The organism is Paenibacillus lignilyticus, from assembly GCF_017942085.1.
Lineage (GTDB): Bacteria > Bacillota > Bacilli > Paenibacillales > Paenibacillaceae > Paenibacillus_Z > Paenibacillus_Z lignilyticus.
In genome coordinates this window covers 1-15,141 of the sequence record NZ_JAGKSP010000031.1, presented here as the reverse complement: position 1 = coordinate 15,141, position 15,141 = coordinate 1, and the positions used below count along the sequence as shown (strand labels likewise).

Here is a 15,141-nt window from a genome sequence, read left to right as displayed (position 1 = left end):
ATAAGGCAGACCACTCTCCGGCCCGGAGAAGGGTCTGCCTTATATGTTGAACTGGGAGTAATGCTGTCTGCAAAGCGGGCTAGGCTAACGATTTGCGATCATCGGTAGACAAACCGCGCTGTTCAATAGCATGTTCAATCAGTGCAATAAACTCTTCGGATAAGCGCATCGCTCTGGCTTCATGATACACTTCAATTAAGTGAGTATCGCTAAGTGGACGCAGCAGGAGAGACTTGTCCTGCATAGGCAAGAAGAGATGTTGATTATCTGTGTCCGTTGGGGCATGCTGAAAATTAGGCTCATACGATGGCGTGTAGGAAGTGAAGACGCTGCCAGAATCACTGGATCGAATGAAATTTCGCACGCTTGCGAATGGGTTCGTAAGTTTCATGCGTGTGCAACTCCGTTTATATTAGATTTCCGAAACGTAACCTAAGTGACGGTGGATATGGAATCATTTAGTACATCTTATCATGATTTTATGGAGCAGTCCGCACCCATTCAGCGCTTCAAATTGTCATTGACAGACCGAGTGAACTATGGTAAATGAATTCAAGAAAGATAAAAAAGAGCGTTAATCCGCGAAGGATTAACGCTCTTTCCTAGTTCAATGCATAATGGCTTACAATTTCTCGATAACCTTGTCGACGAGGCCGTAAGCTGCCGCTTCTGCAGCGGACATGAAATAATCACGGTCAGTGTCGCGCTCGATCTTCTCAAGCGTTTGACCGGTATTCTCCACCAAAATCCGGTTCAGCGTATCGCGTGTTTTCAAGATGTGCTTCGCACGGATCTCGATATCGCTTGCTTGACCTTGCGCGCCGCCAAGCGGCTGATGAATCATCACTTCGCTGTTCGGAAGCGCGTAACGCTTGCCCTTGGCACCGGCTGCAAGCAAGAATGCGCCCATTGAAGCGGCCATGCCCACGCAAATGGTGGAAACAGACGGTTTAATGAAATTCATCGTATCGAAAATGGCGAGACCTGCAGAGACCGAACCGCCAGGGCTGTTGATGTAAAGCGAGATGTCCTTATCCGGATCGTCGGCTGCAAGGAACAATAGCTGCGCGATAATGGAGTTAGCCACCATATCGTTGACAGGCGTGCCTAGGAATACAATTCGATCCTTCAGCAAACGGGAGTAAATGTCGTATGCGCGTTCGCCGCGGTTGTTCGATTCGATAACCATTGGTACGAAACTCATCGTAAGTCCCTCCTCTAGAACATTCAGATAGTGGTGAAACACAGATACAGCAGTCGGAGCGGCAATATCGCCCTCGATTGTTGAACTGCTAATAAATTCATCATAACGGATTACGAATTAAAAGTCAAAGATGGTCAAATTATCTGTAAACAAGCTAAATAGACAGTAATGAAGGTTACATTCGGGCGGAATTGGGGATGCTGTTTGAGGTGAGCATTCTGCCCGGAACATGAAGAAGGACCCTCCGATCAATCGGAAGGTCCTTCATTATGAGTCGTTCATTATTGAAATAATGGCGCGCCCGCGAGGAATTGAACCTCGATCTCAGGCTCCGGAGGCCTACGTCATATCCATTGGACCACGGGCGCAAAGTGACAGCGAAGATAAGTATATGTGATTGGGGAAAGAAAAGCAAGATCATTAGATAAATTAATTTTGTGCAAATCGTGTCGGTAAACGGTTTCATTAGGCAAACTGATCTTGCCCCTGCCTTCAGTTTGGGTTACAATAGGTGTGGGACTTAAAATGAGCATATGGGACGAAAAGCGTCCCTGCCAATGTCCTAAGAGATATGAAGCCTCTCTCTGCAACAGGAGTTGATGTTGGAAGATGCAATCTCTCATCGAAATACAGCAGCAGCTTCTGCCAGACTTACTAATCGTCATGAGGAAAAGGTATCTTATTCTCCGTCAGGTCATGCTCTCGGATATGATCGGCCGGCGCACATTGGCAGCTTCACTCGATATGACAGAGCGGGTGCTGCGCGCGGAAACGGATTTTCTCAAAGCACAGGAGCTTCTCCTCATTGATGCTGCAGGAATGCGGATCAGTGATGCCGGCAAACGGCTGCTTGAGGATATGGAGCCTTTCTACAAAGCGATGTTCGGATTGTCGGAGCTGGAAGAGAGAATTCGCAAGCATTTTGGTTTAAAGCAGGTTGTTATCGTCTCCGGCGATTCCGATGCTTCCCCTCACACCAAGCGGGAGCTGGGCCGAGCAGGATGCGCGGTGCTGAGCAAAGCGATGAAGAACGACGATGTCATTGCCGTAACCGGCGGATCGACATTGGCCCAAGTCGCCAATCAGCTGACCGTGCAAACACCGCTCAAAGGCAATTGGTTCGTGCCGGCGCGTGGCGGACTTGGCGAAAGCTTGGACTATCAAGCTAATACGATTGTTTCGACGATGGCTAAGCGAACAGGTGCGCAATACCGGATGCTCCATGTACCGGATCACTTGGGCGAAGAAGCGTACACCTCCTTGATGCAGGAACCTAACGTGAGGGAGATTGTGGAAGTTATTCGCAAAGCCCGCATCGTCATTCACGGGATCGGGGACGCTATGGTAATGGCTCGTCGCAGACGCGTGGATGCGGCAGTTGTCGATGCTCTCAAGGCAGAAGGAGCGCTTGCGGAATCATTCGGGTACTATTTTGACCGAAGCGGTTCTGTCGTTCATAAGATGCTCACTGCGGGTCTTCGAATCGAAGACATTATGGAAACCGAGGTTGTCATCGCGATTGCGGGCGGCCGCAGTAAAGGTGAAGCAATCGCAGCTGTGATGCGCTTTGGACATGATGATGTACTCGTCACCGACGAGGCAGCTGCCCTTGAAATTGCAGCCATCATCGATCAGGAAGAGTAAGTGATGTGATCTTGACGAGTGGAACGCCGGAAACCGGTGCCCAACGCCTCGTCTTGAGATAAATGAAATTATGCCTAGGAGGAAACTAAAATGGTAAAAGTTGGTATTAACGGATTTGGTCGTATCGGCCGTAACGTGTTCCGCGCAGCATTGAACAACCCGAATGTACAAGTGGTGGCTGTTAACGATTTGACAGACACAAATACTTTGGCTCACCTGCTTAAATATGACACTACTCATGGCAAGCTTGAAGGTACTGTAGAAGCTAAAGAAGGCGCGCTGATCGTAAATGGCCGTGAAATCAAGGTTTTTGCTGAGCGTAACCCTGAGAACCTTCCATGGGCTTCCGTAGGCGCTGAAATCGTTGTTGAATCCACAGGTATTTTCACAGCGAAAGAGAAAGCCGAGCTTCACTTGAAAGGCGGCGCGAAGAAAGTTATCATCTCCGCTCCTGCTACTAACGAAGACATCACAATCGTAATGGGCGTTAACGAAGATAAATACGATGCTTCCGCTCACACAATCATCTCCAACGCATCTTGCACGACGAACTGCCTTGCACCATTCGCTAAAGTAATCAACGACAAGTTCGGTATCGTAAAAGGTATGATGACTACAATTCACTCGTACACTAACGATCAATCCGTATTGGACGTTCCACATAAAGACCTGCGCCGTGCTCGCGCTGCTGCAGAAAACATCATTCCTTCTTCCACAGGCGCTGCTAAAGCAGTATCCCTTGTACTGCCTGAGTTGAAGGGCAAACTGAACGGTATGGCTATGCGTGTTCCTACGCCAAACGTTTCCGTAACTGACCTGGTTGCTGAATTGAAAGTTAACGTAACTGTTGACGAAGTTAACGCAGCATTGAAAGATGCAGCTGAAACTTCCCTTAAAGGCATCATGAACTACTCCGATGAGCCGCTTGTATCGAGCGACTACAACAGCGACCCGGCTTCCTCCACAATCGACGCTTTGTCGACTATGGTTGTTGAAGGCAACATGGTTAAAGTAATTTCTTGGTACGACAACGAGTGGGGCTACTCCAACCGTGTAGTTGACCTTGCTGCTTACATCGCATCCAAAGGGTTGTAATCCCCCTAAATCCCCCTTGAAAAGGGGGATTCCGAGGGTTCCCCTCTGGACTCCCAATAACCGTCGAAGGAGCTGCTTGTGGCAGCTCCTTCGCGATAGTTTGCGGGTGCTCGCCATACGACCATTGAGTTCCGCTTGATTAAGCGGAACTCGGGATCGTAAGCTTTCATGCGGCGCTCCTTAGTTCAGAGTTCAATGTCAATAGATAGAACTTTAAAGACTTAAACGCATCGGCGCTTCCCTTTGGGAAGCTGATGCTCGTTTTAGAAGCGGTTGCCCGTTGCAACCTGCTAAGAGCCGGTTTCCCTGCGGGAAACTAGAGCAAAACATATAGAGATATAAACCCGCAACAGACTGCGGGATGGATAGCAAGCGGAGGATTTAAATATACTTAAGACCTTTATCATGGGGTTCCCGGGAGGATTTCACTAATGAACAAGAAGAGTGTGCGTGACGTTGAAGTAGCCGGTAAACGTGTATTTGTTCGTGTGGATTTTAACGTACCAATGGAGAACGGTGCGATTACGGATGATACGCGTATTCGCGAGACGCTGCCTACCATCAAGTATCTGATCGAGAACGGTGCGAAAGTGATTTTGGCGAGCCACCTGGGACGTCCAAAAGGTCAAGTCGTTGAAGGCATGCGTTTGACTGAAGCCGGCATTCGTTTGTCGCAATTGCTCGGCAAGCCGGTTGTTAAAACAGACGAAGCTGTTGGCGAATCTGTTAAAGCACAAGTAGCTGCTCTTAAAGAAGGCGACGTGCTCTTGCTGGAGAACGTTCGTTTCTACGAGGGCGAAGAGAAGAATGATCCGGAATTGGCGAAAGCTTTCGCCGAATTGGCGGATCTGTTCGTAAATGATGCTTTCGGCGCTGCTCACCGCGCTCATGCATCGACTGAAGGTATCGCACACTATTTGCCGGCCGTATCCGGTCTTCTGATGGAGAAAGAGCTGGACGTGCTGGGCCGCGCACTCTTGAACCCAGAGCGTCCGTTCACGGCGATCGTTGGCGGTTCTAAAGTAAAAGATAAAATCGACGTGATCAACAAAATGATCGAAATCGCAGATAACATCATCATCGGCGGCGGTCTTTCCTATACGTTCTTCAAAGCACAAGGCCATGAAATCGGCCAATCGCTCTGCGACAACTCCAAGCTTGATCTGGCGCTTGAGTTTATCGAGAAAGCCAAATCGATGGGCAAGCAGTTCCTGCTTCCGGTTGATATTGTTGTAACAGACGAGTTCAGCGCAAAAGCAAACACGAAAATCGTTGACGTCGACGGCATCCCGGCTGAATGGGAAGGCATCGACATCGGACCGAAAACCCGCGAGCTGTATGCAGATGTAATCAAGAACTCCAAGCTGGTTGTATGGAACGGACCGATGGGCGTATTTGAAATCGAGCCATTCTCCCACGGTACGCGTGCCGTTGCAGCGGCTTGCGCAGATACAGCTGCTTACACCGTTATCGGCGGCGGCGATTCCGCGGCGGCTGCAGAGAAGTTCGGTCTGGCCGACAAGATGGACCACATCTCCACCGGCGGCGGCGCATCATTGGAATTCATGGAAGGCAAGGCGCTTCCGGGCGTTGTTGCACTGAACGATAAGTAAGGGATAAGGGGCGAATACCGATGCGTAAACCAATTATTGCAGGCAACTGGAAAATGTTCAAAACGGTTTCTGAAGCGACTGCATTCTTCGCAGACGTTAAAGGCAAAGCAGAGGTTGACGGTGTAGAAACAGTCATCTGCGCGCCATTCACAACACTGCCTGCGCTTGTAGAAGCGGCTAAAGGGACTTCGATCGCTATCGGCGCGCAAAACGTTCACTTCGAGGACAACGGCGCGTTCACGGGCGAAATCAGCGGCGTTATGCTGAAAGACCTCGGCGTTCAATATGTCATTATTGGTCACTCGGAGCGCCGCGCATATTTTGCGGAATCCGATGAGATTGTAAATAAGAAAGTCCATGCTGCATTCAAACACGGCCTGACACCAATCGTTTGCGTAGGCGAGAAGCTGGAAGAGCGTGAAGCGGAGCAAACGAAGTCCGTTTGCAAAGTGCAAACGGAAGCTGCTTTCCAAGGCTTGTCCGCAGCACAAGCGGCAGAAGTGGTGGTTGCCTATGAGCCAATCTGGGCCATCGGAACAGGCAAATCCTCGACTTCCGCCGATGCGGAAGACGTAATCGCGTTCATCCGCGATGTGATCGCCGGTCTGTACGATGCGGCGACTGCTAACGCGGTTCGCATTCAATACGGCGGCAGCGTGAAGCCGAACAACGTAAGCGAATATCTGGGTCAATCCAATATCGACGGCGCATTGGTCGGCGGTGCAAGCTTAGAGCCTGCATCCTTCATCGCACTTGTCGAGGGGGCGAAGTAAGATGACGGCTCCGGTTGCACTTATTATTTTGGACGGATTCGGTTTGCGCAACGATGTTACCGGCAATGCGGTTGCACAAGCGAATAAACCGAACTACGACCGCTACTGGAACACCTATCCGCACACGACATTAACGGCGTGCGGAGAGGCGGTAGGCTTGCCGGAAGGTCAAATGGGCAACTCCGAAGTTGGCCATTTGAACATCGGCGCAGGTCGTATCGTATATCAAGACCTGACTCGCATCAGCAAGTCGATCCGCGACGGTGAATTTTTCGACAACGAGACGTTGATGGGCGCCATCCGTCACGTGAAAGAGAATGGCAAGAAGCTGCACTTGTACGGTCTGCTGTCTGACGGCGGCGTACACAGCCATATTGCGCACTTGTTCGCATTGCTTGAGCTTGCGAAGAAGGAAGAAATCGAGGACGTGTACATCCACGCGTTCCTGGACGGCCGCGACGTGTCGCCGGACAGTGCGAAAGGATACCTCGAGCAGCTGACAGCGAAAATCGCTGAAATCGGCGTAGGCAAAATCGCGACCGTACAAGGCCGCTACTATGCGATGGACCGCGACAAACGCTGGGAGCGTACCGAAAAATCGTACCGTGCAATGGTTTACGGAGATGGACCGCAATATACGGATCCGATCCAAGCCGTTGTGGAATCCTACGAGAAATCGGTCTATGACGAATTCGTTATGCCGACCGTAATCGTGAAAGAAGACGGCAGCCCGGTTGGCGTTGTGGAATCCGAAGATGCGGTTATCTTCTTCAACTTCCGTCCCGACCGTGCCATTCAGCTGTCTCAAGTGTTTACTAACAGCGACTTCCGCGGTTTCGACCGTGGGCCGAAGGCGCCGGAGAATCTGTACTTTGTCTGTTTGACACTGTTCAGTGAAACCGTTGGCGGTTTCGTTGCGTATAAGCCGAAGAACCTCGATAACACGCTGGGCGAGGTGCTCGTGCAGAATGGGAAGCGTCAGCTTCGCATCGCAGAGACGGAGAAATACCCGCATGTGACGTTCTTCTTCAGCGGCGGTCGCGACGCAGAGCTTCCGGGCGAGACGCGTATTCTGATTCCTTCTCCGAAGGTAGCTACTTACGATCTTCAGCCGGAAATGAGCGCGTACGAAGTAGCAGCTGCAGCTGTGAAAGAAATCGAAGCCGATCGTCAAGATGTCATCATCTTGAACTTCGCGAATCCGGATATGGTTGGCCACTCCGGTATGCTCGAGCCGACGATCAAAGCGGTTGAAGCGACTGACGAGTGTCTGGGTCAAGTAGTAGAAGCGGTGCTGGCAAAAGGCGGCGTATGTCTGATTACGGCTGACCACGGCAATGCTGATATGGTGATTGATGAGAACGGTCGCCCGTTCACGGCCCATACGACAAATCCGGTTCCATTCATCGTGACGAAGCAAGTCGGACCTCTTCGCGAAGGCGGCATCCTCGCGGATATCGCGCCGACAATTCTGTCTCTTGCAGGTCTTCCGAAGCCGGAAGAGATGACAGGAACACCTCTTGTGCAAGGTTAATAAACCGGTTCACCTGGAAAATAAGCTAGTAAAAGCTTCACCTTTTACAATGCTTATTTTCTCCGGAATGAAACGCGCCACCGATGGATGGCGACAGCCGTTTCACCTGGTTTACTATAATCATTCATGCGTTTAATGGTTAATGACGATAAATAGGTAAGAATCAATCAAAATTAAAGGAGTGTTTTCGAATATGTCTATCATTACTGACGTTTATGCACGCGAAGTACTTGATTCCCGCGGTAACCCTACGGTTGAAGTTGAGGTTATGCTGGAGTCCGGCGGCAAAGGCCGCGCAATCGTTCCATCCGGTGCTTCCACAGGCGCTTACGAGGCTGTTGAGCTTCGTGACGGCGACAAATCCCGTTACCTCGGCAAAGGCGTTCTGACAGCTGTAGAGAACGTAAACACAATCATCGCTCCTGAAATCATCGGTCTGGATTCGCTTGATCAAGTACTGATCGACCGTAAAATGATCCAGCTTGATGGCACGCACAACAAAGGCAAATTGGGTGCTAACGCAATTCTTGCCGTATCCATGGCTTGTGCACGCGCAGCAGCTGACGCGCTTGATGTACCTCTTTACACATACCTTGGCGGATTCAACGCGAAAACACTGCCAGTTCCAATGATGAACATCGTTAACGGCGGCGAGCACGCTGACAACAACATCGACGTTCAAGAGTTCATGGTTCTGCCGGTTGGCGCTGAAAGCTTCAAAGAAGCACTTCGCATCGGTACTGAAATCTTCCACAACCTGAAATCGGTTCTGAAAGATAAAGGCCTGAACACGGCTGTAGGCGACGAAGGCGGTTTCGCACCAAACCTTGGTTCCAACGAAGAAGCAATCACGACAATCATCTCCGCTATCGAGCGCGCAGGCTACAAGCCGGGCGTTGATGTATTCCTCGGTATGGACGTCGCGTCCACTGAGTTCTACAAAGACGGCAAATACCACCTTGAAGGCGAAGGCCGCTCGTTCACTTCCGCTGAGTTCGTAGACCTGCTTGCTTCGTGGGTTGAGAAGTACCCAATCATCACAATCGAAGACGGCTGCTCCGAAGACGACTGGGAAGGCTGGAAATTGCTCACGGATAAATTGGGCGGCAAAGTCCAACTCGTTGGCGATGACCTGTTCGTAACAAACACAGAGCGTCTGTCTGACGGTATCGACAAAGGCGTAGGTAACTCCATCTTGGTTAAAGTAAACCAAATCGGTTCCCTGACTGAAACCTTCGATGCCATCGAAATGGCAAAACGCGCTGGCTACACAGCTGTAATCTCCCACCGTTCCGGTGAGTCCGAAGACAGCACGATTGCAGACATCGCGGTAGCGACAAATGCCGGCCAAATCAAAACAGGCGCACCGTCCCGTACGGACCGCGTTGCGAAATACAACCAATTGCTTCGCATCGAAGATCAACTGGGCTCCACAGCTCAATACGCAGGCAAAAGCGCGTTCTACAACCTGAAAAACTTCAAATAAGTTTCGAAGGAAAAACGGCTAAAGCCAAAATGGCATAAGAGTGTCCCAAAAGGTGAGGTAGTTTCAGCCTAGGCATTCGATATAATAAGGGAGAGATAACAGGGCGCAAGACCTGTTGCTCTCCCTTTTTGCATGGGAAGATCAGGGAGGGCAGAACAAAAAACTATAGAGCTATGAGGTGGAAGCATTGGCTAAACCGGTTGTAGGCTTACAGTTGTATACGCTTCGTGATCAAACAGAGAAGGATTTCATCGGTACGATTCGCAAAGTAGCCGAAATGGGCTACAAAGCAGTAGAATTTGCGGGTTACTTCAATACGCCTGCGAAGGAATTGAAAGCATTGCTGGACGAGCTTGGTTTGCAAGCGCCATCTGCGCATGTCGGACTAAACTTCGGTGAGCCTGAGAAAATCGAAGCCGATCTGGCAAAGCAAATTGAATATGCGAAAGAAATCGGCCTTCAATATATCGTGACGCCATGGGCTCCGCTGCCTGAGAACCCAACGGCGGAAGACGTGAACAAGCTTGCAGACATTCTGGCTGCAGCTGGTAAGCAAGTAAAAGAAGCCGGACTGATCTACGGTTATCATAATCATGATTTCGAATTCAAGCTGGTGGATGGCAAACCGGTGATTGATCTGCTGCTGGAGAAAGTACCCGCAGAATACCTCATAGCTGAATTTGATTTCGGCTGGGTACACATGGGCGGGCAGAATCCGGTTGATTATGCAAACCGTTATGCGGGCCGTTTGCCTTTGGCGCACTTTAAAGATTTTGGCCAAGGCCGCAGCGACACCGAGGTGGGCAAAGGGATCGTGAATTTGAAAGGCGTGCTGGATGTAGCCGAGCAATCGGGCATTCAATACATTTTCGTGGAACAAGAGCAGTTCGTTTCTTCGTCGCTGGAGAGCGCGAAGATCAGCCTTGATTTCTTCCGCGAGAACGACTATCTATAATCGATAAATGACGAAGGCTCTGCGGTTCCCGGCTTGGGGACTGCGGGGCTTTTTTTTGCATGCTAGATAAAACGAGACAGCTTACGGAATCGACCCGGCGGTAGACCGCTGTGCTGTTTAAACCATTTGGTGAAATTGTGGATAGAGCCGACCTGAAGCTCATCGGCGATCGCAAGGAGCGAGAGCTCGGAATGGGCGAGAAGCTCCTTGGCAAGTTCCAGCTTACGGCTCATGAAATAATCGTAAGGGGTTGTTCCCAGCTGTGCGCGGAAGAGTCTTGCAATATGATCCGGATGATAGGAGCTCCACTGTCCAAGCCAATTGTGGTTATAGCGTTCGCGTGCATGCTCGCCGCATTTGGCTGCGATTGCGCCAATGATAGGGGATAACGGCTGCTGACTGCTGCTTGTGCGAAGCTCCTCTTGCTTCATGGCAGCCAGCAGCTCCAGCAGCAGACCGCGAAGAAGCGGAGCTGTATAAGCTCGCGATTCGGCACTGTAGCATTCGGCCAGACGGGCGAAGCGGGGCTCGAACCGTTCAATGGATAGCTGCCGGACATCTTGAAATAAGAGGCATTCATCCGGTTGCTCTGTATTCCCAACCAGCATTCGGTTATCCTGTTTAGAATCTTGTACTGGGTCGAATTTGGCGGCGTCACGAATCTTAATCCCAGGGCTTTTCCCGGAGGCGGTATGTTCTTCCCAGCTGAAATGCAAGCCGTATAAGAGAAACGGAGCAGTCTCATCGGCAATGAAGTGATGCACCGTATCCGGGCCGTAGTAGAACAAGCTGCCGGGGAGAGCATTATATGGTTCCCCTTGAATGAATGCCAATCCATGACCGGCGGCAACGAAAATAAACTGATGCTCGTCGATGACCCTCGGACCGAAGGAAAAGCCCGGCAGACACTGCAGTTTATTGGCATACCACACGGCAGGCTGAAGCGACTGCCAGCTTATTGCGGGCACGGGCTCATTGTTCATGATAGCTGCCTCCTCCTGCGAGTCAAGATGTCGATCAGAGTTAAAAAGGCGTCGGGTGAAAGCAAATACACCGCTTTCACCTAAGCATATAATGGAATTACGAAGTCGACAATCGACAAATTCTTAGTGGGATGAAAGGGTGGGATGGGCGATGGATCCGGCGATTAAACCGGCAACGCGGACTTTTGAAGATGCGACGCCTTTGCTGGCGGCACCTGAGGAACTGAGACGTGAAGCGGAGAAGAAGGGGTATCTGTTCTTTAAGCATTTCTTCACTCGGGAAGAAGTGATAGAGCTTCGGGGGCAGATGCTGAATGTCCTGCAGGAAGAAGGTCTGCTGGACCCTGCAGCGCCGCTGCTTGACGGGATTGGCAATCAGCCGCTCATTGACGGAATGACGGTCGAAGAACTGAACTGGAACGGAATCGGAACAACCCAGCAGGTCTATCATAAAATTCAGAAGCTGGAATCGTTCCATGCCGTGGCTCATCATCCGAAGCTGCTGGGGTTATTCGATACGCTGTTCGGCGAACGCACCTTCCCGCACCCCCGCAATATTGCACGCATCATGCTGCCAAGCGACAAACTGAACGTGACGCCGCCGCATCAAGATTTTCTCCATATTCAAGGCAGCTACAAGACGTGGACCTGCTGGGCTCCGGTTGGCGATGTGCCTAAAGCTCTTGGCGGTTTATCGGTACTTGAAGGCAGTCACGATACGGGGTTGCTCGGCGTTACAGCGAATCCGGGTGCCGGAGGATTGGAGTCGATCCTGTGCGGGCTTGGTTATGAGTGGGCGGAGACCGACTATGAAGCAGGAGACATTTTGATTTTTCACAGCTTAACGGTGCATAAGGCGCTGGCCAACACGATCCCGGGCCGGGTACGGTTATCGCTTGATTTGCGTTTCCAACCTGCAAGCCAGCCGATCGAGAACGCATCGTTGCTGCCGCACGGGCCGTTCGAGTGGGATGAATTGTACGAAGGCTGGACACGCGAGGAACTGCAGTACTATTGGAAGAAGGAGCAGTTCACCTTCCTGCCGTTCAACGAGGAGATCCGCTGGCAGAAGGACAAAATCTGTTAGCTTGTATTAACCACCTTGCTATGATACAATAATATTGCTGTTTCTAGGTCTTGTCTCCTTAGGCAAGGCACGGCAAACTTTAAATTTGCTCCTTGTGCGCAGGAGGTGGAACTATGGAAATCACTTTTAAAATTTTGCTTATCATTTTCTCCTTGGCTCTGATCTCAGTTGTACTTTTGCAAAAAGGGAAGAGCGCTGGGTTGTCGGGTGCTATTTCCGGCGGTGCTGAGCACTTGTTCGGTAAGACAAAAGCACGCGGTTTAGACCTGTTTTTACAGCGTATGACGATTGCAGTCGCAGCAGGCTTCTTCATTACTGCTCTGATTGTTGCGTACCTAGTTAAGGCGTAATGAAATAAGATGTACAGAAAGCGGGCTTAGGGCTCGCTTTTTTTGTTGCTTATCCGAACTGGAAAAAGTTTACTGAGTACATGCATCAGGCGAAAATTGTTGTTTTTGCCAGGCTGGCGCGGATGGTGGCCATACCTTTCGTGTATACTATATAGTATATGGCAATCTATCAACCGACTGCTGCATAAACGCTGATTGGTTTGAACGAGCTTCTGGATCGTTCGGGTTCAGCATCAATGGGATTGACGGCATCGCGGTACATGAGTATGAGGTGAGAAGTTATGGTAACAGAGCAGCAGCTGCTGGAGTTTATGCGTGAGCAGGCGTACAAGCCGATGACCTACCAAGAGCTAGATAAGCAGCTGGGCGGAGAGGGAGACGCGGCATCGTTCCGCAATTTCCTGGTAGTCTTAAACGAGCTGGAGAATGAGGGCAAGATCGTACGGAATTCCAGCGACCGCTACGGGCTTCCGGAGCGGATGAATTTGGTCCGCGGACGGGTACAGGCGCATGCGAAAGGTTTTGCTTTCTTGATCCCCGAAGACAAGGGACATGGCGATGTATACATCAACGCCAATGATCTGAAGAGTGCGATGAACGGCGATATCGTGCTCCTGCGCATCACTTCGAAGAGCGCATCCGGCGGTCGCATGGAAGGCGAAGTCGTGAAGATCATCGAGCGCGCCGTCACGCAAATTGTCGGAACATTTGATCATCATGAGTCGTACGGTTTCGTACTGCCCGATGATAAACGGATTAATCGGGATATTTTCATTCCACAAGGTCAATTCAAAGGCGCGGTAACCGGACAAAAGGTCGTCGTGCGCATCGTCTCCTATCCGGAAGGCCGCTCGGCTGCGGAAGGCGAGATCATTGAGGTGCTTGGCCATAAGGATGACCCGGGCATCGATATTCTCTCCATTATTCGGAAGCATCAGCTGCCCGAGAGCTTCCCTGATGACGTGATGGCGGAAGCCGAAGCTGCGCCGGATTCGATCACGGAAGATGAGATTGTGCGTCAAGGCCGCCGCGATCTGCGCGATAAGGTCATCGTCACGATTGACGGCGAGGATGCAAAAGACCTTGATGATGCGGTCAATGTAGAACGTCTGGAGAACGGAAACTTTGTGCTGGGCGTGCATATTGCCGATGTCGGCTATTATGTGAAGGAAAACTCGGCTCTGGACCAAGAGGCATACCGCCGCGGATGCAGCGTGTACTTGGTTGACCGCGTTATTCCGATGCTGCCACACCGATTGTCGAACGGGATCTGTTCCCTGAATCCGAAGGTGGACCGGTTGACGCTCTCCTGCGAGATGGAGTTTGATGCAGCGACGCTTAAGCGGGTGCGTCATGATGTGTTCACGAGCGTGATTCGGACGAAAGAGCGGATGACGTATACGAACGTACGCAAAATCGTGGCCGACGAAGATCCGGAGGTTATGGAGCGCTATGCCGACCTGGTGCCGACGTTCAAACTGATGGAAGAGCTTGCGATGCGCTTGCGCGGCATGCGGATGAAGCGAGGCGCGATTGATTTTGACTTCATCGAGTCCAAGGTCATCGTGGACAGCGATGGCAAAGCGATCGACATCGTGAAGCGCGAACGCTCCATTGCGGAGTCGATTATCGAAGAGTTCATGCTTGCGGCTAACGAAACGGTCGCGGAGCATTTCTATTGGCTGAAGGTGCCGTTCCTGTACCGGACGCATGATAACCCGGATCAAGAGAAGCTGCTGCATTTCGTGCAGTTTGCGGCTAACTTCGGGTATACGATAAAAGGCAAAGGCGGAAGCGTCATTCATCCGCGCGCGCTGCAGACCTTGCTTGAAGACGTGCGCGGCTCGAAGGAGCAAACGGTTATTTCGACGGTGATGCTGCGTTCGATGAAGCAGGCGAAGTACGATGCGGAAAGTCTCGGCCACTTCGGCCTTGCCGCCGAGTTTTATTCGCACTTCACGTCGCCGATTCGGCGTTATCCCGATCTTGTTATCCACCGCGTCATGCGCGAAGTATTCGAGAACGGCGGCACGCTGACGGATGCCCGTCAGGAAGCGCTGACCGCGCGGATGCCGGATATCGCGCAGCAGTCGTCGGAGCGGGAGCGTCTCGCCGTCGAAGCGGAGCGCGACACGGAGAAGCTGAAGAAATGCGAGTACATGCTGGATAAGGTCGGCGAGGAATTCGACGGCATCATCAGCAGCGTGACGAGCTTCGGCATCTTCGTGGAGCTGCCTAATACGGTCGAAGGGCTCATCCGTTTGAGCGAGCTCTCGGACGATTATTATCATTTCCACGAGCAGCACATGCTGCTGATCGGGGAGCGGACGTCGAAGACGTTCCGCATCGGCGATGAGGTGCGCATCCGCGTGGAGCGGGTGAACATGGATGAGCATACCATTGATTTTGGGATGCTC

13 protein-coding genes and 1 tRNA gene are annotated in these 15,141 nt (G+C 51.3%); 10 read left to right on the top strand and 4 right to left on the bottom strand.

The window, feature by feature from the left end:
• Positions 1–79: 79 nt before the first annotated feature.
• The 3 genes from sda to I8J30_RS30955 form a co-directional block, all read right to left on the bottom strand.
• A complete protein-coding gene (sda, locus tag I8J30_RS33400) occupies positions 80–391 on the bottom strand; it encodes a sporulation histidine kinase inhibitor Sda (RefSeq protein WP_240548509.1) in 312 nt (103 codons plus the stop codon).
• Positions 392–622: 231 nt separating this feature from the next.
• Positions 623–1,204, bottom strand: a complete 582-nt coding sequence (gene clpP, locus I8J30_RS30960) for an ATP-dependent Clp endopeptidase proteolytic subunit ClpP (protein WP_091225604.1) — start codon at positions 1,202–1,204, stop codon at positions 623–625.
• Between the two features lie 293 nt (positions 1,205–1,497).
• Positions 1,498–1,572: transfer RNA gene (locus I8J30_RS30955), tRNA-Arg, on the bottom strand.
• Between the two features lie 241 nt (positions 1,573–1,813).
• Between I8J30_RS30955 and I8J30_RS30950 the strand changes: the two genes are divergently transcribed.
• The 7 genes from I8J30_RS30950 (at position 1,814) to I8J30_RS30920 (ending at position 10,304) form a co-directional block, all read left to right on the top strand.
• Entirely contained in the window at positions 1,814–2,848 is a 1,035-nt protein-coding gene (locus tag I8J30_RS30950; protein ID WP_210664240.1) for a sugar-binding transcriptional regulator, read from the top strand.
• Between the two features lie 90 nt (positions 2,849–2,938).
• Positions 2,939–3,943 carry a type I glyceraldehyde-3-phosphate dehydrogenase gene (gap, locus tag I8J30_RS30945; RefSeq protein WP_091225606.1) on the top strand — a complete coding sequence of 335 codons (1,005 nt, stop codon included), beginning with the start codon at positions 2,939–2,941 and terminating at the stop codon, positions 3,941–3,943.
• Positions 3,944–4,374: 431 nt separating this feature from the next.
• Complete coding sequence (locus I8J30_RS30940; RefSeq protein WP_210664239.1) at positions 4,375–5,556, top strand: phosphoglycerate kinase; 1,182 nt, start codon at positions 4,375–4,377, stop codon at positions 5,554–5,556.
• A 20-nt stretch (positions 5,557–5,576) separates the two neighbouring features.
• Positions 5,577–6,329, top strand: a complete 753-nt coding sequence (gene tpiA, locus I8J30_RS30935) for a triose-phosphate isomerase (RefSeq protein WP_210664238.1) — start codon at positions 5,577–5,579, stop codon at positions 6,327–6,329.
• 1 nt (position 6,330) lies between these two features.
• Positions 6,331–7,863: a 2,3-bisphosphoglycerate-independent phosphoglycerate mutase gene (gene gpmI / locus I8J30_RS30930; protein ID WP_210664237.1), complete on the top strand. Its 1,533-nt coding sequence runs from the start codon at positions 6,331–6,333 to the stop codon at positions 7,861–7,863.
• A 193-nt stretch (positions 7,864–8,056) separates the two neighbouring features.
• Complete coding sequence (gene eno, locus I8J30_RS30925; protein ID WP_091225610.1) at positions 8,057–9,349, top strand: phosphopyruvate hydratase; 1,293 nt, start codon at positions 8,057–8,059, stop codon at positions 9,347–9,349.
• 187 nt (positions 9,350–9,536) lie between these two features.
• Complete coding sequence (locus I8J30_RS30920; protein ID WP_210664236.1) at positions 9,537–10,304, top strand: sugar phosphate isomerase/epimerase family protein; 768 nt, start codon at positions 9,537–9,539, stop codon at positions 10,302–10,304.
• A gap of 62 nt (positions 10,305–10,366) precedes the next feature.
• Here I8J30_RS30920 and I8J30_RS30915 read toward each other — a convergent pair whose 3' ends face one another.
• Positions 10,367–11,287 carry an AraC family transcriptional regulator gene (locus tag I8J30_RS30915; RefSeq protein ID WP_210664235.1) on the bottom strand — a complete coding sequence of 307 codons (921 nt, stop codon included), beginning with the start codon at positions 11,285–11,287 and terminating at the stop codon, positions 10,367–10,369.
• Positions 11,288–11,438: 151 nt separating this feature from the next.
• Between I8J30_RS30915 and I8J30_RS30910 the strand changes: the two genes are divergently transcribed.
• The 3 genes from I8J30_RS30910 to rnr form a co-directional block, all read left to right on the top strand.
• Complete coding sequence (locus I8J30_RS30910; protein WP_210664234.1) at positions 11,439–12,374, top strand: phytanoyl-CoA dioxygenase family protein; 936 nt, start codon at positions 11,439–11,441, stop codon at positions 12,372–12,374.
• A gap of 113 nt (positions 12,375–12,487) precedes the next feature.
• Complete coding sequence (gene secG / locus I8J30_RS30905) at positions 12,488–12,724, top strand: preprotein translocase subunit SecG (RefSeq protein ID WP_091225614.1); 237 nt, start codon at positions 12,488–12,490, stop codon at positions 12,722–12,724.
• 281 nt (positions 12,725–13,005) lie between these two features.
• Positions 13,006–15,141, top strand: a 2,136-nt coding sequence (gene rnr, locus I8J30_RS30900; RefSeq protein ID WP_210664233.1) for a ribonuclease R, incomplete at its 3' end; no start/stop codon positions are given.